Raw genomic sequence first — 24,183 nt, forward strand, 5'->3', positions numbered from 1 at the left:
TTCTGGCGTTCGGATCAGCCGCGGGCCGCGGCGAGGGACTCCCGGGCCGCCGCGGCGACGTGGCCGGCGGTGAAGCCGTACTCGGCGAACAGGGTCCCGGCGTCGGCGGAGGCGCCGAAGTGCTCGAGGGACACGATGCGACCCGCGTCCCCGACGTACTTGTGCCAGGTCAGCCCGATGCCGGCCTCGACGGCGACCCGCGCCTTCACGGCCGGCGGCAGCACGCTCTCCCGGTATGCGCGCGGCTGCTCCTCGAACCACTCCACTGACGGCATCGACACGACGCGGGTGCCGGTCCCCTCGGCCTCCAGCCGCTCCCGCGCCGCCACGGCCAGCTGGACCTCGGAGCCGGTGGCGACGAGGATCACCTCGGGCGTACCGGTGGAGGACTCCTCAAGGACGTAACCGCCCTTCGCCGCTTGCGGGTTCACCGGCAGCGTCGGCACTCCCTGGCGGGTGAGCGCCAGTCCGTGCGGGGCCGGAGCGGTGGCGTGCCGCCTGAGGATCTCGGCCCAGGCGATCGCGGTCTCGTTGGCGTCGGCGGGGCGGACGATGTTCAGGCCCGGGACGGCACGCAGGGACGCGAGGTGCTCGACCGGCTGGTGGGTGGGGCCGTCCTCACCGAGTCCGATGGAGTCGTGCGTCCACACGTACGTCACCGGCAGCTGCATCAGTGCGGACATGCGGACGGCGTTGCGCATGTAGTCGGAGAAGACCAGGAAGGTGCCGCCGTAGACGCGGGTGTTGCCGTGCAGCGCGATGCCGTTCATCTCCGCGGCCATCGAGAACTCGCGGATGCCGAAGTGGATCGTGCGGCCGTACGGGTCCGCCTCGGGAAGCGGGTTGCCCGTCGGCAGGAACGAACTCGTCCTGTCGATGGTGGTGTTGTTCGAGCCCGCCAGGTCGGCCGAACCGCCCCACAGCTCCGGGATCACCGCACCCAGCGCCTGGAGCACCTTGCCGGAGGCGGCGCGCGTCGCGACCGCCTTGCCCTCCTCGAAGACCGGGAGGGCGTCCTCCCAGCCCTCGGGCAGCTGACCGGCGACGATCCGGTCGAACAGCCGGGCGCGCTCGGGGTCGGCGCCGCGCCACTCGTCGATCCGCTTGTCCCAGGCGGCATGCGCCTCGGCGCCCCGGTCCAGAGCCCCGCGGGTGTGGGCGAGGACCTCGTCGGCCACCTCGAAGGACTGCTCCGGGTCGAAGCCGAGGACGCGCTTGGTGGCGGCGACCTCGTCCTCGCCGAGGGCCGAGCCGTGGGACGCCTCGGTGCCCTGGGCATGGGGGGCGGGCCAGGCGATGATCGTGCGCATCGCGATGATCGAGGGGTGCTCGGTCTCGGCGCGTGCCGCCGTGAGCGCGGCGTACAGGGCGGCCACGTCGATGTCGCCGTTCACGGCCGGCTCGACGCGCTGCACGTGCCAGCCGTACGCCTCGTAGCGCTTCGGCACGTCCTCGGAGAAGGCCGTCGCGGTGTCGCCCTCGATGGAGATGTGGTTGTCGTCGTAGAGGAGGACGAGGTTGCCGAGCTTCTGGTGGCCGGCGAGGGAGGAGGCCTCGGCACTGACACCCTCCTGCAGGTCGCCGTCGGAGACGATCGCCCAGATGGTGTGGTCGAAGGGGGACTCGCCCTGGGCCGCCTCCGGGTCGAACAGACCGCGCTCGTAGCGGGCGGCCATCGCCATGCCGACCGCGTTCGCGACGCCCTGGCCGAGCGGGCCCGTCGTCGTCTCGACGCCGGCGGTGTGCCCGTACTCGGGGTGGCCCGGTGTCTTCGAACCGTGTGTCCGGAACGCCTTGAGGTCGTCGAGCTCCAGCTCGTACCCGGCGAGGAAGAGCTGGGTGTAGAGGGTGAGCGAGGTGTGGCCGGGCGACAGGACGAAGCGGTCACGGCCGGCCCATTCCGGATCCGCCGGATCGTGCCGCATCACCTTCTGAAAGATCGTGTACGCGGCCGGGGCGAGGCTCATGGCGGTGCCCGGGTGACCGTTACCCACCCGCTGGACGGCATCGGCCGCCAGGAGGCGGGCCGTGTCGACGGCACGCCGGTCGAGTTCGGTCCATTCGAAGCTGTCCGGAGTCTGCGTGCTCATCTTCAAGAATCCTCGATCGGAAGCGAAGTGGCTGGTCCCACGCGTTCAAAAGTAAAAGTCTGACTTTTACGAGGGAAGGTCGGCGTGTGTCACGCTGTGGTGAAAGTGGGACACCGCGACGAGCCCGGCGCACGGCTGAGCGCGAGGCGCGCACGACTGAGACGGCACGAGACGGACATGGTGGACACAACGGTCCAAGGCGACCGCGACGGCGGCGACCCGGCCGACGGGGCGATCAGAACCTTTCCCTTCCCGGCCGATCAGAGCGTCCTCGGCGTCGGCATGCAGGTCGGCCCGATGGGCACCGGCCGCACCTGGCACGCCGCCGACGCAGCCCTGGACCGCGTGCACCGCATCGACTTCCACGTGGTGATGCTCTTCGGCGAGGGTCCCGTCCACCACATGATCGACTTCACCGAGTACGAGGCACAGGCCGGTGACCTGCTGTGGATACGCCCCGGCCAGGTCCACCGCTTCGCCCGCGCGGACGCCTACCGGGGCACCGTCCTGACCATGCAACCGGGCTTCCTGCCCCGCGCCACCGTCGAGGCCACCGGCCTCTACCGCTACGACCTGCCGCCCCTGCTCCGCCCCGACGAACCCCAGCTCACCGCCCTGCGCTCGGGCCTCGCCCAGCTCCAGCGCGAGTACGAGGACGAGGCGACCCTCCCGCTCAGCCTGCACACCGCGGTCCTGCGCCACTCGCTCACGGCGTTCCTGCTGCGCCTCGCCCACCTCGCCGCGAGCTCGGCCGAGGCCGAGCGCCGGCAGTCCGACACCACGTTCACCCTCTTCCGGGACGCGGTGGAGCAGGGCTTCGCCACCAACCACAGCGTGAGCGCCTACGCCGACCAGCTCGGCTACTCCCGCCGTACCCTCGTGCGCGCGGTCCGCGCCGCCACCGGCCAGACGCCCAAGGGGTTCATCGACCGACGGGTCACCCTGGAGGCCAAGCGCCTCCTCGCCCACACGGATCTGCCGATCGGCCGGGTGGGCGCGGCGGTCGGCTTCCCGGACGCGGCGAACTTCTCCAAGTTCTTCCACCAGCACACCGACATGACGCCGGCGGCGTTCCGGGCGGAACTGCGCTGAGACGGCCCGCGCCGCCCGGGGTCACGGCGGCGGTGAGCGCACCGATGCCCCGCGAAGGGCGGGGCGCTCGCGGGGCATCGGCAACCGCTGGGTCAGCGCCCGAAGTTGAACCAGTTCACGTTCACGAAGTCCGATGGCTGACCGCTGGTGAAGGTGAGGTAGACGTCGTGCGTGCCGGTCACCCCGCTGATGTTCGCGGGGATGGTCCGCCACGACTGCCAGCCGCCCGTGTCGCCCACCGCGAAACTGCCGATCGGCGCGTTGCCGCGGCTGTCCAGCCGCACCTCGACCAGCCCGCTGACGCCGCTCGCCGCACCGCTCGCCACCCGGGCCACGAACTGAGTGGCCGCGCCGGAACCGAAGTTGACGCCCTTGTACAGCGCCCAGTCCCCGTTCGCGAGGGAGCTGATGTTCTGCCCGCCGCCCGAGTCGGAGGTGGTCTCGGTGCCGACGCCGCCCTGGGCGTCGTACGACTCGGCCTGGATGGCGCTGTAGGCGTCACGGTTGCCCGTCGGCGGGGGAGTGGTGCCGCCCCCGCCGGCCGACAGCACCTGGACGTAGTCGACGACCATGGCGTGGCCGGGCTGGGTTCCGCCGTCCGGGCCGCCGCCGAAGGCGTCCGGGAAGCCGCCGCCCATGGCCACGTTGAGGATGATGAAGAAACCGTGGTTCGTCGCGTTCGCCCAGGTCGTCGCGTCGACCTGGTTGGCGCGCACGGTATGGAAGTTGTTCCCGTCGAGGTAGAAGCGGATCTCCTCGGGGCTCGTCGAGCGGTCCCACTCCATGCGGTAGGTGTGGAAGCCCGCCTGGCAGGTCGTGCCGGAGCAGGTGGTGTTGCCGCCGATGCCGCTGGTCTCGTTGCAGGGGCCGCCCGGTGAGGTGCCGCAGTGCATCGTGGCGAACACCGTGTTCATGCCCTGCGTGTTCTCCATGATGTCCAGCTCGCCGACGCTGGGCCAGTTCCAGTAGTTGCCGCGGTAGGGGGCGCCCAGCATCCAGAACGCCGGCCAGTAGCCCTTCGCGGCGGCTCCGGTGACGTTCGGCACCTGGATGCGCGCCTCCACACGGAGCTTGCCGCCCGCCGGGGGCTGGAAATCGGTGCGGTTGGTCTCGATGCGCCCGGAGGTCCAGTTGCCGGAGGCGTCCCGGCGGGGGGTGATGCGCAGGTTGCCGTTGCCGTCGAGCGCGACGTTGTCGGTGCTGTTCGTCATCGTCTCGATCTCGCCGGTGCCCCAGTTGGCGGGACCACCGGGGTAGCCCTTGCCGGTCGCGTACTGCCAGTGGGAGGTGTTCACACCGGTGCCCGCGGCACCGTTGAAGTCGTCGAGGAAGACCTGCGTCCAGCCCGACGGGGGCGCCGGCGCGGAGGCGTTCGCGGACGGGACGGCGACGAGGGCGGCGGATGCCGCAAGGCCCAGCGTACCGAGCACGGCGACGAGCGCGCGCCTGACGGGGCGTCGTCTGCGGTGCATGCCGGAGGGTTCGCTCATGGGGTGCTGCCTCTCGGTGTACGGAGTGGGGAGTTGAGGGCGCGAGTGCCTTTGAGAGCGCTCTCAAAGTGTGGCCAATGTGCTCCCGGTCCTGACGGCCGTCAAGAGGTGAAGCAGAGAAAACCCTTGCGACGCGCGGAAGTTCACCCTATGAATGCGTGAATGTGCCGGAGCGAGTCGCCCGGCGGAGAGAAGAGGCACCCACCGTATGGAACTCGCCTTCACCGGCCGGGTGATCGAATGGCGTGGGCCGGCGCCGTACTACTTCGTCGCCGTACCGGACGAGGAGTCCGCCGACATCCGCGAGGTCGCCGCGATGGCCACCTACGGCTGGGGCGTGATCCCCGTCGGGGCCCGGATCGGCGAGGTCGCCTTCGAGACGTCGCTGTTCCCGAAGGACGGCGGCTACCTGCTGCCGCTGAAGAAGGCGGTACGGGGAGCGGCGGGGCTTGCGGTGGGTGACGAGGTGCCGGTGGGCATGACCGTCCGCCTTCAGTGAGGTGCGCGACGCGGGGCGTGGCCCGCTGGTGCGGGGGTACCAGGGAGGGCTGTCGCCGCGGGGTGGGGGGGCAGCCCTCGCGCGGGCGGACGAGCCCCGAGCCGCACGGAGGGTGCCGCACGCGCGGGAGATCGTCCACGGGACGGCCTTCACGCGGGAGGCGCGGGCGGCCCTGACGAGGCGGGCGGCAGCTTCCCCGGCTGCCACCCCAGTTGCCGCGAGATTCCCCGTGCCGCGAGCCGCACCGCCGGCACGAGGACCGGCACCTGCCCGTCGGCCTGCGGTACGACGACCGACACCGCGGCGAGAACCGACCCGTCCGGGCCGCACACGGGCGCGGCCACCGACAGGGCGTCATCGGTGACCTGACGGCTGCTCACCGCCACGCCGGTACGCCGTACGTCGGCCAGCATCCGGCGCAGCCGGTCCGGTTCGGTGACGGTGTACGGCGTGAAGGAGGCGAGGGGCCCGGCGCAGTACTCCTGTTGGAACTCCGGGGCGCTGTGCGCGAGCAGCGCGAGGCCCACCCCGGTGGCGTGCAGCGGCCAGCGCGCCCCGACCCTGATGTGCACGCCGACCGCCGAACGTCCTGACAGCCACTCGATGTAGACCACCTCGGCACCGTCCCGCACGGCCAGCTGCACGTTCTCGTGGGTCGCTTCGTACAGGTCCTCCAGGTACGGCAGCGCGACCTGCCGCAGCCCCAGCCCGCGCGGGGCCAGCGTCGCGACCTCCCACAGCCGGAGCCCCACGTGGTAGAGGCCGGACGCGTCCCGCTCCAGGGCGCCCCATTCGGTGAGGGCGGCCACCAGGCGGTGGGCGGTGGTCAGGGTCAGTCCGGCCCGTCGGCTGATGTCCGTCAGGCTCAGCGCCGGATGCTCCAGGTCGAAGGCCGCGAGCACGGACAGCAGCCGGTCGGGCGCGGTGGGGGTGCCCCCGCGCGAGCGGAGCCGGGAGTGGGGGAGGGGCGTCATGGCCGGGCGTCTCCCGAGGGTGTGCGGACGGCCGCCGGGTGGGCGAGGGCGTAGGGGCGGGAGCGGGTGGCGGGCCGGCGGGGCGGGCAGGCGCCGTGCCGTCAGTGCGTGCCGTCCTCGGCGATCCGCCGGAGCAGGCCGTGCAGGGTCTCCCGTTCGGCGGCGTCCAGCGGCCCCAGGAGGTCGTTCGTCACCCGCTGCCCCGCCTCGTCGGTGTCCCGCAGGAAGGCGCGGCCCTCGGCGGTGAGGACCACGATCCGGCTGCGACGGTCGTCCGGGGAGGGCCGGCGTTCGGCGAAGCCCAGCTTCTCCAGGTCGTCGACCAGGCCGACGATCGCGCTGGGGTCGTAGCCGAGCCGGGCGCTCAACTCGCGCTGGAGCGCCCCCTCGCAGGTGGCGAGGAAGCGCAGCACCGCGTAGTGGCGCAGGCGCACCCCCGACTCCTGCAGGAAGGTGTTGAACAGCTGACCCGAGCGCAGTCCCAGGCGGTACAGCAGATAGCCGGTGTCCGCGTGCAGCCCTCGCATCCACGGCTCGTCCGCGTCGATGTGGTTCTGGTTCCTGACCTGCTGGCGGCTGATGGCGGGCTCCCTGTGCTCGATGTGTCCCGGGAGATTCCAGCATGTCGCACCCGTCGGTTCACCACAACTATTGACGTCAACAATTATTGCTCTTAGCTTCAATCTCGAAGTCGTCGCCCCATGTGAAGGGATCCGCCCGTGTCCAGCATCGATCTCACCGGCAAGGCAGCCGTCGTCACCGGCAGCGGCCGGGGCCTCGGCCTCGCCTACGCGCACGCCCTGGCCGCACACGGCGCCTTTGTGGTCGTCAACGACATCGACGAGGCCGTGGCCGAGGCAGCCGTGAAGTCCATCACCGAGGCGGGCGGCAGGGCCGTGGCCGAGGTCGTCCCGGTCGGCACGAGCGAGGCCGCCGAGCGGCTGGTGAACCGCGCGGTCGAGGAGTTCGGGCGGCTGGACGTCCTGGTGACCAACGCGGGCATCCTGCGCGACAAGGTCCTGTGGAAGATGACCGACGACGACTTCGACGCGGTGGTCACCACCCACCTCAAGGGCACCTTCACCTGCGCCCGCGCCGCCGCCGTCCGCATGCGCGAGCAGGGCGAGGGCGGCAGCCTGATCCTCGTCGGATCGCCGGCCGGACAGCGCGGCAACTTCGGCCAGACGAACTACGCCGCCGCCAAGGCAGGCATCGCCGCCATGGCCCGTACCTGGTCGATGGAGCTGGGCCGCGCGAACATCACCGTCAACGCGATCGTTCCGGTCGCCGCGACCGCGATGACCGAGACCCTCCCCGCCTTCGCCCCGTACATCGAGGCGATGCGCGACGGCGAACCGCTGCCCGACTTCCTCCGCAAGGGCGAGGGCTTCGGCACCCCCGAGGACTGCGCGGCCCTCGTGCCCTTCCTCGCCTCCGAGGCCGCCCGCGGGGTGAGCGGCCAGTGCATCGGCATCGGCGGCGACAAGGTGGCACTCTGGTCGCATCCGCAGGAGATCGCGGCGGCCTTCGCCGACGGCGGCTGGACCCCCGACACCCTGGCCGACGTCTGGCCCACCTCGGTCGGCGCGCGGCTGCAGTCGGTCGGCATCCCCGCGCCCAAGCTCCCGGAGGCGTGATGGACCTGGACGAGCTGGTCGCCATCGACGTCCACACCCACGCGGAGGTCTCCTCCAAGGGGCACTCCTCCCTGGACGACGACCTGCACGACGCCTCCTCCGCCTACTTCAAGGTCGAGGGCAAGCGGAAGCCGACCCTGGAGGAGACCGCCGCGTACTACCGCGAGCGGAAGATGGCGGCCGTGATCTTCACGGTGGACGCCGAGTCCGCGACCGGCACCGCGCCCGTCCCCAACGAGGAGGTCGCGGAAGCGGCCGCCGCCAACTCGGACGTGCTCATCCCCTTCGCCTCCATCGACCCCTTCCGCGGCAGGGCGGGCGTGCGGCAGGCCCGCCGCCTGGTCGAGGAGTACGGGGTGAAGGGCTTCAAGTTCCACCCCAGCATCCAGGGCTTCTTCCCCGACGACCGCTCGGTGGCGTACGACCTCTACGAGGTGATCGAGGAGACCGGCACGATCGCCCTCTTCCATACCGGCCAGACGGGCATCGGCGCCGGAGTGCCCGGCGGGGGAGGGATCAGGCTGAAGTACTCCAACCCCCTCCACGTCGACGACGTGGCGGCCGACTTCCCCGATCTGAAGATCATCCTGGCGCACCCGTCCTTCCCCTGGCAGGACGAGGCCCTCGCCGTCGCCACGCACAAGCCGGGCGTGCACATCGACCTGTCCGGCTGGTCGCCGAAGTACTTCCCGCCGCAGCTCGTGCAGTACGCCAACACCCTGCTCAAGGACAAGGTCCTCTTCGGCTCCGACTTCCCCGTGCTCACCCCCGACCGCTGGCTCGCCGACTTCGCGAAGCTGCCGGTCAAGGACGAGGTCCGGCCGAAGATCCTCAAGGAGAACGCCGCCCGCCTGCTCGGGCTGACGAAACCGCAAGGGGCGTGACATGCGCAACGAGGGACTGGGGTCCTGGCCCGCACGCCGGGCACGCAAGACCCCGCACCGCACCGCCCTGATCCACGGCGGCGGCACCTCCCACACCTACGCGGACCTGCACCACCGCACGACCCGGCTCGCCCACGCCCTGCGCGACCGGGGCGTCCGCCGCGGCGACCGCATCGCCCACCTCGGCCCGAACCACCCCTCCTATCTGGAGACACTCTTCGCGGCCGGCACCCTCGGCGCGGTCTTCGTCCCCCTCAACACCCGCCTGGCCGGACCCGAGATCGCCTACCAGCTGTCCGACTCCGGGGCCAAGGCCCTCGTCTACGGCCCCTCGCACGCCGGACTCGTCGCCGGGCTGCCGGGCGGCACGGACGTCCGTACCTACGTCGAGGTGGGCACCGAGTACGAGGACGCGCTCGCCTCGGCAGCCGAGGAGCCGATCGACGAGCCGGTCGCCCCCGACGACACCTGCCTGATCATGTACACCTCCGGGACGACGGGCCGCCCCAAGGGCGCGATGCTCACCCACGGCAACATCACCTGGAACGCGATCAACGTCCTCGTCGACACCGACCTGATCGCTGACGAACGCGCCCTCGTCTCGGCCCCGTTGTTCCACACGGCGGGTCTGAACATGCTGACCCTCCCCGTCCTCCTCAAGGGCGGCACCTGCGTCCTGGCCGAGGCGTTCGACCCCGACGCCACCTTCGACCTGATCGAGCGTCACCGGATCACCTTCATGTTCGGCGTGCCGACCATGTTCGACCAGCTGGCCCGGCACCCCCGTTGGCCCACGGCGGACCTGTCCTCGCTGCGCATCCTGACCTGCGGCGGCTCCCCGGTCCCGACCCCGCTGATCGCCGCGTACCAGGAACGCGGTCTGACCTTCCTGCAGGGCTACGGCATGACGGAGGCCGCGCCCGGGACCCTGTTCCTGGACGCCGAGCACGCGGTGAGCAAGGCCGGCTCGGCGGGTGTACCGCACTTCTTCAGCGACGTACGGGTCGTCCGGCCCGACATGGCTGCGGTCGACGTCGGTGAGACCGGCGAGGTCGTGGTGCGCGGCCCGCACGTCATGCCCGGTTACTGGGGGCTGCCCGAGGAGACGGCCGCCTCCTTCGCGGACGGCTGGTTCCGCAGCGGGGACGCGGCCCGCGTCGACGAGGACGGCTATGTCTTCATCGTCGACCGCATCAAGGACATGATCATCTCGGGCGGCGAGAACATCTACCCCGCCGAGATCGAGGACCTCCTCCTCGCCCACCCCGACATCGTCGAATGCGCGGTCATCGGGGTGCCGGACGACAAGTGGGGCGAGGTGCCGCGCGCGGTCGTGGTGCCGCGCGCGGGCACCGCACCGGACCCCGAGGAGATCCTTGCCTTTCTCGCCGGCCGCCTCGCCAGGTACAAGATCCCGAAATCGGTGGTCCTCGCGGACGAACTGCCGCGCACCGCCTCCGGAAAGCTCCTCAAGTCCCGTGTCCGCAACCAGTACGGCAACAGGTAAGGAACCGCATGAGCATCACCGTGAACGGCCTCGACGAGCTGAAGAAGCTCGCGGGCAGCGACCTCGGCACCAGTGAGTGGATCGAGGTCACGCAGGAACGCGTCAACACCTTCGCCGACGCCACGGGTGACCACCAGTGGATCCATGTGGACCCGCGGAAGGCGGCCGAGGGCCCCTTCGGCGCCCCCATCGCCCACGGGTATCTGACGCTCTCCCTCTTCATCCCTTTGTTCAGCGAGCTGTTGGACGTCCGGGGAGTGACGACGAAGGTCAACTACGGTCTGAACAAGGTGCGTTTCCCCGCCCCGGTCGTGGTCGGCTCGCGCATCCGGCTGGTCGCCCGGCTGGCGGAGGTCGAGGAGGTGGCGGGCGGGGTGCAGATCACCGTCGACGGCACGATGGAGATCGAGGGCGGGACCAAGCCGGCGGCGGTGCTGCAGAGTCTGTCGCGGTTCTGTTCCTGAGCCGTCACCGTTCCACGGCCGCCGGGCGCGCCGGGCGGGTTCCCGGCACGCCGGCCGAGGACGTCCATCCCCGTACTCAGTCCGTGACCTGCCGGTACGAGTAGACGGCCGTCGCCACCGCGCACACCCCGGGCGGGATCATCTGCGCCCGCAAGGTGCCGCCGGTCACGTCGTAGTCGACGCCCTCCGTCTCGAAGGCGCCCTTGCACACGCTGCGTTGCGGCAGCGCGAGCAGGCTCTTGACCGCCCCGGTGATCGGCTGACCGTCCACCTTGCGCGGCAGGTCCACCTGGAGCAGCGGGCGGATCTCGGGGAAGAACGTCCCCGAGGCGTCGTTCGAGGCGCACAGCAGCCGGGTTTCCGTCACGAAGTCGCAGCCCTGGATGTCGCGCACCGGCTTGTCCAGGGTGATCTGCCAGGCCTCCTTCAGCTCCCCGCCCGTCGGCGGCGTGGCCGGGTTGAGCAGGGGAGCGGGGAAGACCTGGAGCCTCTTCTGCTCCCCCCACTCACCCGCCACCAGCCACTGTCCGTCGGGCGAGACGGTGGCGAAGGAGTTGTTGAGCTTCTCACCGGGGTTGAGCGGGTGGACGTACTCGTAGCGCTTCCCGGCCGGTGTCGTCACCGCGAACATCTTCGAGGTGGCGGTGTCCGGGCCCTGGTAGGCGTCGAAGGTGTGGCCCCGGGCGATGTCCGGGTCGCCCACGTGGTTCCAGCCCTTGATCCGCAGGTCCAGCGGGATGGAGGCGAGCCCGCGGTACAGCAGTGAGCCGTCCGCCCGACTGGCCAGGCCCTGACCGCCGCCCAGTGTGTCCGTGTACCCCCGGCCGGTCTCCGCCCAGCGCGGGTCACCGGCGGCGGACGCCGTCCCCGCGCCGAGCGTCAACGCCGTCAACATGCAACCGAGGGTAAGGAAGTGACGTCTCATCAGGCTCCTGCCACGTCGACGAATACGGGGTTCGAATAGAACCACGTATCGGCCCACGGGTCACCGTCTCCGGGCGGGTGCGGGATCGGGCCGTGCGGGTCGATCGCGGCCCCCAGACAGCCCACGCCGTGCCGGTTGCCGTCACTGCCGCGCAGCCGGACGTAGAAGGACTCGTCCCCGGCGGTCAGGGGGATGCACAGCGTGTACGTCCCCTTGCGGCCGCTCACGTCCTTCGTCGCCACGACCCTGGTGTCGGGCGCCCGCCAGGAGTCCCGGTCGGCCACCGCACCGCGCACCGCACCCCGCACGACGTCCACGTGCGCCAACTCAGGCAGGATCCCCCGCGGGTTGGGACGGGAGGCGGTGGTCACCGTCACGTACAGCGTGAGCCTCTCGCCCTTGCGCACACGCAGCCGGCCGCCCAGCGTGACACCCCGGCCGACGTCGCGGTCCCGAGCGGCCAGCCGCCCAGCGAGGCCGCCACGAAGCTCGCCCCGAACACATCCCCCGCGCCCGTCGCGTCGAGGACATCGATGTCCAGGGCCGGCACCTGTGCGTACTCGCCGGTCGTCTGGTCGACGGCGACGGCACCCTCGCCGCCACACGTCACCACGGCCACCGGAACCAGCTCGCTGAGCGTGCCGAGGGCCGCGACCGCGCTGTCGGTGCGGGTGTAGGCCATGGCCTCGGTCTCGTTGGGGAGGAAGGCGTGGCACAGGGAGAGCTGGTCGAGCAGGCCGGTGGACCACCGCTGGGTGGGGTCCCAGCCGACGTCGGCGTAGATCCGGGTGCCGTTCGCGGCGGCCTTGGTCAGCCACTCGCGGGGCTCGGCCTGGAGGTGCACCAGGGCGGTGCGCGCCTCGGGCGGGTCCCCCGTCAGCGCGTCCTGCGAGTACGGGGGCTGGCGGCCGTGGGTGACGAGGGCCCGGTCGTGGACGGGCCCCCGGTCGAGGGAAGCCGGGGGAGGGCGAGGGAGACGGTGACCGGCGTGGGCCAGCCGTCCGCCGCGCGGGAGAGCGACAGGTCGATGCCCTCCTGGTCGCTCAGGACCTCCCGGCAGTACGCGCCGTACAGGTCGTCGCCGAACACCGTCGCCGGCGAGGTCCTGAGGCCGGAGCGGTCGGCGGCCACCGCCAGTTTGGCGATACCGCCCGGGCCGCAGCCCATGCCGTCCGTCCAGATCTCCTCGCCCGGAGTCGGGGGCTTCGCGAGCCCCGTGAGGACGAGGTCGTGGAAGAGCAGCCCGGTCAGCAGCACATCGGGCCGGTCGTCGTCCACGGATCGCGTCCTCTCGGAAGGGACCCCCGCTCGCCGGAGATCGGAGATCGTCGGAACCCTTCACATTCGGTGAGCGGAATCGTGTGCCCGATCGGGAGATTGGTCAATATTCGAGCAGAAATGAGCATGGTGATGATTGAAGATGACGAGTAGCGTTCACGTCGTACTGGCAGAACGACGACACCAACTCATCCTGCGGGCCCTGCGCTCCGGCGGCCCCGCGGCCGTGACCGATCTGTCCGGGCAGCTGGGGGTGAGCCCGGCCACGATCAGGCGCGACCTGGTCAAACTGGAGGAGGACGGCCTGCTGACGCGCGTGCACGGCGGCGCGGTCGTGGAGGAGGGCGACCAGCCCTTCGCCGAGGTCGCCGAGGTGCGGGTGCCCGAGAAGGACGCCATCGCCGCGCAGGCCGCCGCGATGATCGAGGACGGTCAGTCGGTGCTGCTCGACATCGGCACCACCGCCTTCCGGCTGGCCCGTCGGCTGCACGGTCGCCGCCTCACCGTGATCACCAGCAACCTGGTGGTCTACGAGGAGCTCGCCGACGACGAGGGCATCGAACTGGTGCTGCTCGGCGGCATGGTCCGCCGCGAGTACCGCTCCCTGGTCGGCTTCCTCACCGAGGACAACCTGCGCCAGCTGCATGCCGACTGGCTGTTCCTGGGCACCAGTGGAGTGCGGCCCGGTGGGCAGGTGATGGACACCACGGTCGTCGAGGTGCCGGTCAAACGGGCCATGATCAAGGCCGGCGACAAGGTCGTGCTGCTCGCGGACGCGGCCAAGTTCCCGGGAACGGGCATGGCCAAGGTGTGCGGTCCGCAGGACCTGGACGTGGTGGTGACGAACGCGCCGGTCGACCCGGCGACCCGGGCCTCCCTGGAGGAGGCGGGCGTCGAGGTGGTCGTGGCAGGAGAGGTGCAAGGGTGAAACTGACGATTCTGGGCGGAGGCGGCTTCCGCGTGCCGCTCGTGTACGGGGCGCTCCTCGGTGACCGCGCCGAGGGCCGGGTCACCCGCGTCGTGCTGCACGACCTGGACGCGCAAAGGCTCTCCGCGGTGACCCGTGTGCTCGCCGAGCAGTCGGCCGGCGTACCCGACGCACCCCGGGTGACCGCCACCACCGACCTCGACGAGGCGCTGCGCGGCGCCGACTTCGTCTTCTCGGCGATCCGCGTCGGCGGACTTCAGGGCAGGGCGGACGACGAGCGGGTCGCCCTGGCCGAAGGTGTCCTGGGCCAGGAGACGGTCGGCGCGGGGGGCATCGCCTACGGCCTGCGGACCGTACCGGTCGCCGTCGACATCGCCCGGCGGGTGGCCCGCCTGGCACCGAAGGCGTGGGTCATCAACTTCACCAACCCGGCGGGCCTGGTCACCGAGGCCATGTCCCGACACCTCGGCGACCGCGTCATCGGCATCTGCGACTCGCCGGTCGGCCTCGGCCGCCGTATCGCCCGCGTCCTCGGGGTGAAGAACCCCGGCGAGGCGTGGATCGACTACGTCGGCCTCAACCACCTCGGCTGGGTGTGTGGCCTGCGCGTCGCCGGCCGCGACGAGCTCCCGCGCCTGCTCGCCGACCCCGACCTGCTCGGCTCCTTCGAGGAGGGCAAGCTCTTCGGTGTCGACTGGCTCCGCTCCCTGGGCGCGATCCCCAACGAATACCTGCACTACTACTACTTCAACCGGGAAGCCGTCCGCGCCTACCAGCAGGCCGAGAAGACCCGCGGCGCCTTCCTGCGAGAGCAGCAGGCGGGCTTCTACGAGCGGATGCGCGACCCCGGCGCGTCCGCCCTGGAGATCTGGGACCGCACCCGCGCCGAGCGCGAGGCCACCTACATGTCCGAGAACCGGGAGACGGCCGGCGCCGGCGAGCGCGACGCCGACGACCTGTCGGGCGGCTACGAGAAGGTGGCGCTCGCCCTGATGCGGGCCATCGCCCGCGACGAACGCACCACCCTGATCCTCAACGTCCGCAACCAGGCCACCCTGTCCGTGCTCGACACCGACGCGGTCATCGAGGTTCCGTGCCTGGTCGACGCCAACGGCGCCCACCCGGTCGAGGTCGCCCCGCTGCCCGGCCACGCCACCGGGCTCGTCTGCGCCGTCAAGGCGGTCGAGCGCGAGGTGCTCGCCGCCGCGGAGTCCGGCTCCCGGGCGACGGCGGTGAAGGCGTTCGCGCTGCATCCGCTCGTCGACTCCGTGAACGTGGCGCGCAGGCTGGTGGAGGGCTACACCGCCGTGCACCCTGGCCTGGCGTACCTTAGGTGAAGCCCGGTCGGTAAGCGCTTTCCCCCGGCTTTGCGGACCCGGCTCACCAGGCCCCCGAGCTTCCGTCCCCTCCCTGGCTCTCTGGAGAACCCTCATGCACGACGAACGCCGCCGGATCGAGGAACGCGTCGAGCGCCTCCACACCCAGCGCATCAAGCCCGCGATCTACGCGGCCACCGTCCCCTTCGAGGTCGAGGCCTGGCAGGCGCCGGGCGAGCCGGTCCCCTTCGCGCAGGCCGCCGCCGCGCCCTACGAGCCCTTCACCATGGACACCCCATGGGGTCCGCCCTGGGGCACCACCTGGTTCCGGATGCGCGGCGAGGTGCCGGCCGAGTTCGCGGGCCGGCGTGTCGAGGCCGTCATCGACCTCGGCTTCGTCGGTGACTGGCCGGGCAACCAGGCCGAGGCGCTGGTGCACCGGCTGGACGGGACACCGCTGAAGGCCGTCAACCCGCTCAACCAGTACGTGCCGATCGCCAACCCGGCCACGGGCGGGGAACCGGTCGAGTACCTGGTCGAAGCCGCCTCCAACCCGGACGTCCTGGCGAACGGCTTCGCGGCCCCCACCCCGCTCGGCGACGTCCTCACGGCCGGCGACAAGCCGCTCTACACCTTCAAGCGCGCCGACATCGCCGTCCTCGACGAGGAGGTCTGGCACCTCGACCTGGACCTCCAGGTGCTGCGCGGCCTCATGATCCACCTCGGCGAGCACGAGCCGCGCCGCCACGAGATCATGCACACCCTGGATCGGGCCATGGACGCCCTGGACCTCGACGACATCGCGGGCAGCGCCGCCGCCGTCCGTGCGGTGCTCGCCCCGGCACTGGCCCGGCCCGCCCACGCCAGCGCCCATGTGATCTCCGGCGTCGGCCACGCCCACATCGACTCCGCCTGGCTGTGGCCCATCCGCGAGACCAAGCGCAAGACGTCCCGCACCTTCTCCAATGTGACGTCCCTGGCCGACGAGTACGAGGACTTCATCTTCGCCTGCTCCCAGGCCCAGCAGTACGAGTGGGTGCGCGACAACCACCCGCAGGTGTGGGCCAGGATCCAGGAGTCGGTCAAGAAGGGCCAGTGGGCGCCGGTCGGCGGCATGTGGGTCGAGGCCGACGGCAACCTGCCCGGCGGCGAGGCGATCGCCCGCCAGCTGATCCACGGCAAGCGGTTCTTCATCGAGCACTTCGGCGTCGAGACCAAGGGCGTGTGGCTGCCGGACTCCTTCGGCTACACCGCCGCCTACCCGCAACTCGCCAAGCTCGCCGGCAACGAGTGGTTCCTGACCCAGAAGATCTCCTGGAACCAGACCAACAAGTTCCCCCACCACACCTTCTGGTGGGAGGGCATCGACGGCACCCGCATCTTCACCCACTTCCCGCCCATCGACACCTACAACGCCCGCTTCAGCGGCGAGGAGATGGACCGCGCGGTCCGCAACTACTCCGAGAAGGGCGCCGGCACCCGCTCCCTCGCCCCCTTCGGCTGGGGCGACGGCGGTGGCGGCCCCACCCGCGAGATCATGGAGCGGGCACGCCGGCTGGCGGACCTGGAGGGCTCGCCGAAGGTCGTCGTCGAACACCCCGACGAGTTCTTCGCCAAGGCCCGCGAGGAGTACCCCGACGCCCCCGTGTGGGTCGGCGAGCTGTACCTGGAACTGCACAGGGCCACGTACACCTCCCAGGCCCGCACCAAGCAGGGCAACCGGCGCAGCGAACACCGGCTCCGCGAGGCCGAGCTGTGGGCGACGACGGCCGCGCTGCACGCGCCGGGCTACGCCTACCCGTACGAGAAGCTGGACCGGCTGTGGAAGACGGTCCTGCTCCACCAGTTCCACGACATCCTGCCCGGCTCCTCGATCGCGTGGGTGCACCGGGAAGCGGAGGCCGAGTACGCCCGGGTCGCCGAGGAACTGGAGGCGCTGACGGCGGAGGCGGTCGCGGCGCTGGGCCGCGGCTCGGCGCGGGTGTTCAACACCAGTCCGTACCCCCGGGCCGAGGTGGTCCGCACGACCGAGGGCGCACCGGTCTACGTCGAGGTGCCCGCGAGCGGCAGCGCGCCCCTGAGCGATGCCGCGCCCCCGCGGCCCGTGACGGTCACCGGCCGGGTGCTCGACAACGGCCTGGTCCGGGTGGACGTGGCCGAGGACGGCACCCTGTCGTCCGTGTACGACCTCCGGGCGGACCGCGAAGTCCTCGCCGACCAGGGCAACCTGCTGCGCCTGCACACGGACCTGCCCAACTACTGGGACGCCTGGGACATCGACAAGCACTACAGGAACCGCTACACGGACCTGCTGGACGCCGAGTCCGTCACGGTCGTCGAGGACAGCCCGCTGGTGGGCGCGATCCGCGTCGAGCGCGCCTTCGGCAAGGGCTCGCGGATCGCCCAGACGATCACGGTCCGGGCGGGCAGTGCGCGCATCGACATCGAGACCGAGATCGACTGGCACGAGGCCGAGAAGATCCTCAAGGCGGGCTTCCCGGTGGACATCCGGGCGCCGCACTCCTCCGCCGAGATCCAGTTCGGCCACATCCAGCGCCCCACCCACACCAACACCAGCTGGGAAGCGGCACGGTTCGAGGTCTCCGGCCACCGCTGGCTGCACATCGGCGAACCCGGTTACGGCGTCGCGGTCCTCAACGACTCCACGTACGGCCACGACGTCTCCCGCACGGTCCGCGAGGACGGCGGTACGACCACCAGGGTCAGCCTCAGCCTGGTCCGCGCCCCGCGCGTCCCCGATCCCGAGGCCGACCAGGGCAGGCACCGCTTCACCTACTCCCTGCTCCCGGGAGCGAGCATCGCGGACGCCGTCGCCGAGGGGTACGCCCTCAACCTGCCCCTGCGGGTGGCCGACGCGGCGGGCGCGCCCGAGCCGGTCGTCTCGGTGGACGGTGCGGGTGTGACCGTCGAGGCGGTCAAGCTGGCCGACGACCGCTCCGGCGACGTCGTCGTACGCCTCTACGAGTCCCGCGGCGGCCGTGCCACCGGCATCGTGCGCACGGGTTTCCCGCTCGCGGGCGCCGAGGTGACCGACCTGCTGGAGCGACCGCTCGAGGACGCGGAGATCACCGCGGGGGGCGGGGTCGCCGTCGCCCTGCGCCCCTTCCAGGTCCTCACACTCCGCCTGCGGCGCGGTGCGGGGAGCTGATCCGGGTGCCGGTACCACCCCGGCTCACCCACCGGGGTTCGGGCCGCTTCTGATCGCGGCTCACCTGGTTCCTTCGAGTCGGCCGGCCGCCGCCCCCGTGACAGCGCCGGCCGACCCGAAGCCCCCGTGTTCCCCCGTGGGTGGTGCGTTCCCCCGTCGTTCCCCCGTTGCCTTTCACCCTTATGAGCGCGCGGCCGGGGTCCTGATACACCTTCCGGAGAAAAAGTTCTCCCGGACCTAGAGCGGCAGGGCCGGTGCCGCCCCGCTCGCGACCGGGTCGACCGGAGCCGGCGAGGGCACCGCCGACAGCAACGGCCCCTCGACCTCCGACCGCTGCTGCGGAATAGACACCGGTCGCAGCGGGCGCGGTCCCGACACCACCGTGTAGTCCTGCCCCAGGAACGGCGGAACCACCTCGCCGGGGTCCTCCCCGAGCGCCAGCTGCACAGCCAGCCATGGCACGTTGACCCCGCACAACGACAGCTGGTGCAGCCCGCCGGCCGGACGTGTGTTGACATCCATCAGCACCGGCGTCTCACCGAACATCCGGAACTGGATGTTGGACAGGTGGTGCAGCCCGAACCCCTCGGCGATCAGCCGTGCCGGCTCCAGCCACTGGTCCTGCAGGGTGAACCCGCGCCGCCGCCCGTTCTTGACCCGGCCGATCGCCAGCCGCACCCGGTTGTCGGGACCGGTGAGGCAGTCCACCGACACCTCCGGCTGCTCCAGCCGCGGCATGACCAGCCAGTCCACCGGCTCATCGGCCTGCCGCAACGCCTCCAGCACCAGACCCAGCTGCACGTACGGCGTCGGGAACCCGCTGAGGTGCATGAGAGAGAACGGCGAGCGGGTGATGACCCGGAAGCCCACGCCGCCCGCACCGGAGGCCGGCTTGAAGCAGGCCCTGTGCCCGCGCGACTCCAACTCCTCGACGGCGGCGACGAGTTCATCGGCGGTACGCACCCGCCACCACGGCGGCACCGGTACCCCGATCGCCTGTACCGCCTCGTACGCGATCACCTTGTCCTGGAAGACCGCCACGGCTTCAGGCGGCGGCGCCAGCAGCGCCGTACCGGCCGCCGCGAAGTCCGCGCGGTGCGCCACGATCGCCGACTGGTGCAACCGGGGTACGAAGACGTCGATGCCGCGGCGCCGGCACTGGTCGAGCGCGTACTCGACGTACGCGGCCGGGGACAGGCCCTCCGGCTCCAGCTCGGCGGTGTCGGCGGCGGCCAGCACGGGGGAGTCGGCGTCCCCGTGCGTCGCATGGATCTCGACCGCCCGGTCGCTGGGATTTCTCCGCAGCTGATCCATGAAGAACACGTTCTCCGCGTACGTGCGGTTGAGCCAGACGCGTACGCGAGAGACCATGCAGGGCCGTCCTTTCGGGGTTCGCGGGCAGGGCGAAGCAGGCCCGTGCCCGGGCAGGGTGGTTGGAGGGACACCAAACCGCCCCGTGCGAAGGGACGTTCATGGCGGTGGTGTTGGGGCGATCATACGGCTATCGAGCGGTGCCGCGTGCAACGTACGGGTTACGGATTTTCCGATCATCCTCCCGGGTCCGCGCGCCCCGCCCGGCCCATGCTCACCACCGGCCGGTGCGCCGACGCGATACCGCCTTGTACCTGCGTGGGGGCCTGTGTTCTTGTGGTGTCCTTCGAATGATCGGAAAGGGGCCAGGAGTGACGTCGACGGTCGGCGGTGCCGGGCAACTGCTGGCAGTCAGTGATCTGCACATCGGCTACGAGGAGAATCGCGCCCTCGTCGAGAAGATGCGGCCCGACTCGGACGACGACTGGCTGCTGGTCGCCGGTGACGTGGCCGAAACCGTGGCCGACGTCCGCTGGGCCCTGGAGACACTCGCCGGCCGCTTCCGCAAGGTCCTGTGGGCACCCGGCAACCACGAGCTGTGGACCCATCCGAAGGACACCGTCACCCTGCGCGGGGTCGAGCGCTACGAACACCTGGTCGCCCTGTGCCGGGAACTCGGGGTGACCACGCCCGAGGACCCCTACCCGATCTGGGACGGCCCCGGCGGCCCGGTGGCCGTGGCGCCGCTGTTCCTGCTGTACGACTACTCGTTCCTGCCCTCCGGCTGTGCGACCAAGGAGGAGGGGCTGAGGTACGCCCACGGGACCGGGATCGTCTGCAACGACGAGTACCTGCTGCACCCCGACCCGTACCCGTCCCGCGAGGCGTGGTGCGAGGCCCGGGTCGCCGGCACCGAGCGCCGGCTGGCCGAACTGCCCGACGACCTGCCCACCGTCCTCGTCAACCACTACCCGCTGGACCGGCACCCGACCGACGTCCTGTGGTACCCCGAGTTCGCCATGTGGTGCGGCACCCGGCGAACGGCCGACTGGCACCGCAGGTTCCGCGTCCGGGCCATGGTCTACGGCCACCTCCACATCCCGCGGACCACCTGGCACGAGGGCGTCCGCTTCGAGGAGGTGTCGGTGGGATATCCACGCGAATGGCGCAAGCGACCGGAACCGCCGGGACGGCTGCGCCGGATTCTGCCTTGGGAGGACGTGGCCCGGTGATCGAGGAACTGCTGCCCGACACGGTGGTCGCCGTCGAGGTGTACGGCGACGACGAACTCCCGGACGCGATGCTGTACCCCGAGGAGGAGGCGGTCGTGGCCAAGGCGGTCGCCAAGCGCCGCCGCGAGTTCACCGTCGTACGCTCCTGTGCCCGCCGGGCCATGGAGAAGCTCGGTGTGCCACCGCAGCCGATCCTGCCCGGCGAACGAGGTGCCCCCGGCTGGCCGGCCGGCCTGACCGGCAGCATGACCCACTGCGACGGCTACGGCGCCGCCGCACTGGTCCGCACCGCCGACCTGGCCTCCCTCGGTATCGACGCCGAGCCCCACGACACGCTCCCGGAGGGCGTCCTGCCCGCCGTCGCCCTGCCCGCCGAGATGGACCGGCTGCGCCGCCTGGCGGGCGACCACCCCGCGGTCCACTGGGACCGGCTGCTGTTCAGCGCCAAGGAGTCCGTCTACAAGGCGTGGTTCCCCCTCACCGGGAAGTGGCTGGACTTCACCGAGGCCGACATCGACGTCTTCGCCGACCCCGGTGGGCGGCACGGCGGTGGCTTCCGGGCCCGGCTCCTCGTGCCGGGCCCGCGCGTGGGCGACCGCCGGCTCGACCACTTCGAGGGCCGGTGGGCGGTCCGACGGGGGCTGGTGGCGACCGCGGTGAGCGTGCCGCGCACCTGAGCCCCGCCGGTCGTTCGGATCATGCGGGCGCCGCGGGCCGGCCGCGTGGAACCGTTGGTCCCGGCCGGTCTGATCCGGACGACAGGCACTCAGGGCTCCGCGGGGCACCAGCTCCGCAGCAGCCGGAAGAACTCCTCCTCGTTGCCGGCCAGCCCTGCCTCCCGCAGTGCCGCTTCCGCCTCGGCCAGGACCGAGGGCGGCACCACCGGTGGTCGGCCGGAGCCGGGAGGACCGTCGAACGCGGCCCGTACGGTGTGCAACAGCCGCAGATAGGCCTGGACGGCGGTGCGCTCGCGGTCGGTCAGTACGGCGGTGGGCATCGGTCGGCTCTCCCCAAGTCGGCGTCATCGCATCACGCCCCATATGAGGGCGCATCACCAGCTTGCCGCCCACCACTGACAATCGGGCTCGGCCACGTGTGGGTTCGCCCGCTCAGCGGAGGTGAAACGCCCCCGAGGCGGCGTGCGCGCCGCCGCGGCGCCCTCGGTCAGCCCTGGGGTCCCAGGTAGCCCAAAGACGCCTCGATGCGCCCCGCCAGGTGATCGCGCTGGCCTCGTACCGACGACACCGCCAGCCAGGCCCGGCACTTGCTGGCCAACAGCAGGCCGAAGGTCTCGGCCTCCTTCTCCTCGGCCTGGTCGAAGTGACTGCGGGCGGCGACCTTCAGGACCGTCGAGCGCAGGTCGGCGTCGTCGCTCAGGAGGCGGGCCGCCACGGTGGCGCCCTCGACGCTGTGCGTGCAGTGCCCCGCCTTCATGTGCCACAGCTCGTGGCCGAGGATCACCAACTGGTGGTCGGGTGCGGTGCGTTCCTCGATCACGACGAGGTCCTGGTCGGCCATGTCGAGCCACAGCCCGCTGGCGGTGCCGACGGGGAAGGCGGCCGTACGGAAGTGGACGGGACGGCCGCGGCGTCTGCTCATCGCGTCGCACAGGGCGCCGTACAGCATCTCCGGCGCCGCGGGCGCGGGAAGGCTCAGTTCCGCGACCAACTCGCCGCACAGGCGGCGCATTTCCCTACCGATGCCCACGTGTCTCCCGTTCCTCCCGGCTCACGACTCGGGCCGCTTGACGCTTTCCAGGAGCATGTCCAGCCACTCGGCGACCTTGTCGCGGTGCTGGTCGGTGGGCAGTTGGGCGGCCCGCCAGGCGATTCCGCGCACCCCGTGATCCTGCAGAAGTCTCTCCAGCGGGTCCTCGGCCGCCTGCGCCGCCTCCCGCTCCGCGAGCTTTTGCAGCAGGTCCTGTTCGGTGTGCTGGAGGGCGCCCGTGAGTGCCTCGGGGTCCTCGGCCGTGAGGAACCCCGCGTGGACGCGGAAGAAGCGCTGGATGGCGTCGCAGTGCTCCATGGTGGGGCGCCGGTCGCCGTTGATCAGGGCGCCCGCCTGCTGGCGCGACATGCCGGCGCCGTCGGCGATCTCCTGCTGGGTGTACCTGCGGCCGTTCGGCTTGAGGCGCGTGCGGCGCAGGAGGTCCAGGCGCTGCAGGAAGCGGGCCTGCACGTCCGGCTCGCCGGCGGGACGGCCGCTCAGCAGGGCTTTGACCACGGACTCGGGGACGCCGCAGGCCACGGACAGGCGGCCGGTGTCGAAGACCTCAGTGTGCGGCACGCCGAGCCGGTCGGCGAGCGCGGTGACACGGGCGACGACGGCCGGCAGCGCAGCCGTCTGCGTGGCGCCCGGACCCTCGAAGCCATCCGTCACCGACAGATCTCCTACGTCTCTCACAGGCTTCTCACAAGCGGTTGCCGTGAACTCGGTGGAGATTACCCGCTAGTTCGAACTCACATCCAGGTCTCGCCACAACTGTGGCCAATTTCAGCCGTCAACAGGCATGGAATGCCACGATAGTTGACATGGCTCCGGCGGGGGCAGCAGGATCGGGGCGCCGCGAGAAGGCCGCATAGGCAAGAGGGGTGACCTCCCGATGGCATATCAGGCAGGTGGGCAGCGGTCCGTTCCGCGGCCCGTCCCCGAGGGGCGCGAGGCCCAGGAGTATCTGCAGGACTACACCACTCTTCTGGAGGCCGTGCCGTTCCCGTCCGTCGTTCTCGATCACCGCTGGGACGTCGTTCTGGCGAACACCGCTTTCGCGTCACTTTTCAGCGGCGTGGGCCCGCATCCGACGGCCATGCCCGATGACAACTTCCTCCGGTTCGTCCTCTTCCACCCGGATGCGAGCACGGTTCTCGGTGACCACGAGTCCAGCTGGTGCCTGCCGACGCTGGCGCACTTCGCGGCGGCCGTGGAGGGGCGCGGCCATGACCACGGACTGCAGGCCATCCGCCGCGAGATCGCCCAGGATCCGATCATGGAAGCCGCCTACCGGCAGGGCCTGCCGCACTGGGTCCGCGCGGTCGGCGAGCGGGCGGTGGCCCACGACGGCGCGGTACGTCCCCTGCTGCATCCCGACCCCCGTTGGGGCGCGACCGAGTGCCGCGTCGTGGACGAGACGCCGAGAACCCTTCAGGAACTGGGGTACACCCGGCTGACGCTGGTGCTGCGCGAGGTGCGCCGCGACCGGCCCAGGTCCCGTGGGCTCCGCCGCCGCACCGCGGCCCATCTGCGCGTCGTGCCCACTCCCTGAGGCTGGTCGGGGCACCGTCGGCGTTCAGGTCGCCGACGGCGCCCCGTCGGCATGCGCGCGCACCACCGTCGTCCCTCCGGCGCCACCCCATTCCCAGCAACAGGGATATGTGACATAGTACTGCC

At 71.3% G+C, this 24,183-nt stretch carries 21 protein-coding genes and 2 pseudogenes; 12 read left to right on the plus strand and 11 right to left on the minus strand.

The window, feature by feature from the left end; all coding sequences use genetic code 11:
• Positions 1 to 14: 14 nt before the first annotated feature.
• A complete protein-coding gene (gene tkt / locus ACWCPI_RS31685) occupies positions 15 to 2,090 on the minus strand; it encodes a transketolase (protein ID WP_451041383.1) in 2,076 nt (691 codons plus the stop codon).
• 177 nt (positions 2,091 to 2,267) lie between these two features.
• Here tkt and ACWCPI_RS31690 point away from each other — a divergent pair, with 177 nt between their 5' ends.
• A complete protein-coding gene (locus tag ACWCPI_RS31690; protein WP_451041384.1) occupies positions 2,268 to 3,182 on the plus strand; it encodes a helix-turn-helix domain-containing protein in 915 nt (304 codons plus the stop codon).
• Between the two features lie 92 nt (positions 3,183 to 3,274).
• On the opposite strand, the gene ACWCPI_RS31695 is transcribed toward ACWCPI_RS31690, so the two are convergent.
• A complete protein-coding gene (locus ACWCPI_RS31695; protein WP_451041385.1) occupies positions 3,275 to 4,672 on the minus strand; it encodes a glycoside hydrolase family 16 protein in 1,398 nt (465 codons plus the stop codon).
• A gap of 208 nt (positions 4,673 to 4,880) precedes the next feature.
• Between ACWCPI_RS31695 and ACWCPI_RS31700 the strand changes: the two genes are divergently transcribed.
• Positions 4,881 to 5,171, plus strand: coding sequence for a DUF1905 domain-containing protein (locus ACWCPI_RS31700; protein WP_451041386.1), 291 nt, complete (start codon positions 4,881 to 4,883; stop codon positions 5,169 to 5,171).
• 149 nt (positions 5,172 to 5,320) lie between these two features.
• On the opposite strand, the gene ACWCPI_RS31705 is transcribed toward ACWCPI_RS31700, so the two are convergent.
• Both ACWCPI_RS31705 and ACWCPI_RS31710 read right to left on the minus strand, forming a co-directional pair.
• Positions 5,321 to 6,145, minus strand: coding sequence for an IclR family transcriptional regulator (locus ACWCPI_RS31705; protein WP_451041387.1), 825 nt, complete (start codon positions 6,143 to 6,145; stop codon positions 5,321 to 5,323).
• Between the two features lie 101 nt (positions 6,146 to 6,246).
• Positions 6,247 to 6,672: a MarR family winged helix-turn-helix transcriptional regulator gene (locus tag ACWCPI_RS31710; RefSeq protein ID WP_451041388.1), complete on the minus strand. Its 426-nt coding sequence runs from the start codon at positions 6,670 to 6,672 to the stop codon at positions 6,247 to 6,249.
• A gap of 192 nt (positions 6,673 to 6,864) precedes the next feature.
• On the opposite strand from ACWCPI_RS31710, the gene ACWCPI_RS31715 reads away from it, so the two are divergent.
• From ACWCPI_RS31715 to ACWCPI_RS31730, 4 genes are read left to right on the plus strand one after another with little or no spacing between them, the layout of a single operon-like run.
• Positions 6,865 to 7,782 carry an SDR family NAD(P)-dependent oxidoreductase gene (locus tag ACWCPI_RS31715; RefSeq protein ID WP_451041389.1) on the plus strand — a complete coding sequence of 306 codons (918 nt, stop codon included), beginning with the start codon at positions 6,865 to 6,867 and terminating at the stop codon, positions 7,780 to 7,782.
• Positions 7,782 to 8,666, plus strand: a complete 885-nt coding sequence (locus tag ACWCPI_RS31720) for an amidohydrolase family protein (RefSeq protein WP_451041390.1) — start codon at positions 7,782 to 7,784, stop codon at positions 8,664 to 8,666. The genes ACWCPI_RS31715 and ACWCPI_RS31720 overlap by 1 nt, the downstream gene beginning before the upstream one ends.
• Before the next feature lies 1 nt (position 8,667).
• A complete protein-coding gene (locus ACWCPI_RS31725; protein WP_451041391.1) occupies positions 8,668 to 10,173 on the plus strand; it encodes an acyl-CoA synthetase in 1,506 nt (501 codons plus the stop codon).
• A gap of 8 nt (positions 10,174 to 10,181) precedes the next feature.
• On the plus strand, positions 10,182 to 10,637 hold the full coding sequence (locus ACWCPI_RS31730; protein ID WP_451041392.1) for a MaoC family dehydratase: 456 nt from the start codon (positions 10,182 to 10,184) through the stop codon (positions 10,635 to 10,637).
• Between the two features lie 76 nt (positions 10,638 to 10,713).
• On the opposite strand, the gene ACWCPI_RS31735 is transcribed toward ACWCPI_RS31730, so the two are convergent.
• The 3 genes and pseudogenes from ACWCPI_RS31735 to ACWCPI_RS31745 all read right to left on the minus strand — a co-directional run.
• A complete protein-coding gene (locus ACWCPI_RS31735) occupies positions 10,714 to 11,532 on the minus strand; it encodes a hypothetical protein (protein ID WP_451041393.1) in 819 nt (272 codons plus the stop codon).
• A gap of 29 nt (positions 11,533 to 11,561) precedes the next feature.
• Positions 11,562 to 12,050 (minus strand): annotated as a pseudogene (locus ACWCPI_RS31740) (histidinol-phosphatase); the annotation flags it as partial.
• Positions 12,017 to 12,840: pseudogene (locus ACWCPI_RS31745) on the minus strand (PfkB family carbohydrate kinase); the annotation flags it as partial. The pseudogenes ACWCPI_RS31740 and ACWCPI_RS31745, both read right to left, overlap by 34 nt.
• 142 nt (positions 12,841 to 12,982) lie before the next feature.
• Between ACWCPI_RS31745 and ACWCPI_RS31750 the strand changes: the two are divergent.
• The 3 genes from ACWCPI_RS31750 (at position 12,983) to ACWCPI_RS31760 (ending at position 18,253) form a co-directional block, all read left to right on the plus strand.
• Positions 12,983 to 13,768: a DeoR/GlpR family DNA-binding transcription regulator gene (locus ACWCPI_RS31750; protein ID WP_451041394.1), complete on the plus strand. Its 786-nt coding sequence runs from the start codon at positions 12,983 to 12,985 to the stop codon at positions 13,766 to 13,768.
• Positions 13,765 to 15,105: a 6-phospho-beta-glucosidase gene (locus tag ACWCPI_RS31755; protein ID WP_451041395.1), complete on the plus strand. Its 1,341-nt coding sequence runs from the start codon at positions 13,765 to 13,767 to the stop codon at positions 15,103 to 15,105. Before ACWCPI_RS31750 ends, ACWCPI_RS31755 begins: the two co-directional genes overlap by 4 nt.
• A gap of 94 nt (positions 15,106 to 15,199) precedes the next feature.
• Positions 15,200 to 18,253: an alpha-mannosidase gene (locus tag ACWCPI_RS31760; RefSeq protein ID WP_451041396.1), complete on the plus strand. Its 3,054-nt coding sequence runs from the start codon at positions 15,200 to 15,202 to the stop codon at positions 18,251 to 18,253.
• 237 nt (positions 18,254 to 18,490) lie between these two features.
• Here ACWCPI_RS31760 and ACWCPI_RS31765 read toward each other — a convergent pair whose 3' ends face one another.
• A complete protein-coding gene (locus ACWCPI_RS31765) occupies positions 18,491 to 19,624 on the minus strand; it encodes an ATP-grasp domain-containing protein (protein ID WP_451041397.1) in 1,134 nt (377 codons plus the stop codon).
• 311 nt (positions 19,625 to 19,935) lie between these two features.
• Between ACWCPI_RS31765 and ACWCPI_RS31770 the strand changes: the two genes are divergently transcribed.
• Complete coding sequence (locus ACWCPI_RS31770; protein WP_451041398.1) at positions 19,936 to 20,796, plus strand: metallophosphoesterase family protein; 861 nt, start codon at positions 19,936 to 19,938, stop codon at positions 20,794 to 20,796.
• Positions 20,793 to 21,473 (plus strand): 4'-phosphopantetheinyl transferase family protein, encoded by a 681-nt coding sequence (locus tag ACWCPI_RS31775; protein WP_451041399.1) that lies wholly within the window; start codon positions 20,793 to 20,795, stop codon positions 21,471 to 21,473. Before ACWCPI_RS31770 ends, ACWCPI_RS31775 begins: the two co-directional genes overlap by 4 nt.
• 89 nt (positions 21,474 to 21,562) lie before the next feature.
• Here ACWCPI_RS31775 and ACWCPI_RS31780 read toward each other — a convergent pair whose 3' ends face one another.
• From ACWCPI_RS31780 to ACWCPI_RS31790, 3 genes are all read right to left on the minus strand, one after another.
• Positions 21,563 to 21,793, minus strand: a complete 231-nt coding sequence (locus ACWCPI_RS31780; protein ID WP_388806547.1) for a hypothetical protein — start codon at positions 21,791 to 21,793, stop codon at positions 21,563 to 21,565.
• Between the two features lie 167 nt (positions 21,794 to 21,960).
• Entirely contained in the window at positions 21,961 to 22,485 is a 525-nt protein-coding gene (locus ACWCPI_RS31785) for a toxin-antitoxin system, toxin component (protein WP_388807287.1), read from the minus strand.
• A 39-nt stretch (positions 22,486 to 22,524) separates the two neighbouring features.
• Positions 22,525 to 23,175 (minus strand): helix-turn-helix domain-containing protein, encoded by a 651-nt coding sequence (locus ACWCPI_RS31790; protein WP_451041400.1) that lies wholly within the window; start codon positions 23,173 to 23,175, stop codon positions 22,525 to 22,527.
• A 223-nt stretch (positions 23,176 to 23,398) separates the two neighbouring features.
• Between ACWCPI_RS31790 and ACWCPI_RS31795 the strand changes: the two genes are divergently transcribed.
• Positions 23,399 to 24,058 carry an MmyB family transcriptional regulator gene (locus ACWCPI_RS31795; RefSeq protein WP_451041401.1) on the plus strand — a complete coding sequence of 220 codons (660 nt, stop codon included), beginning with the start codon at positions 23,399 to 23,401 and terminating at the stop codon, positions 24,056 to 24,058.
• The last annotated feature ends 125 nt before the right edge of the window (positions 24,059 to 24,183 follow it).

This window comes from Streptomyces sp. NPDC001920 (assembly GCF_053594495.1).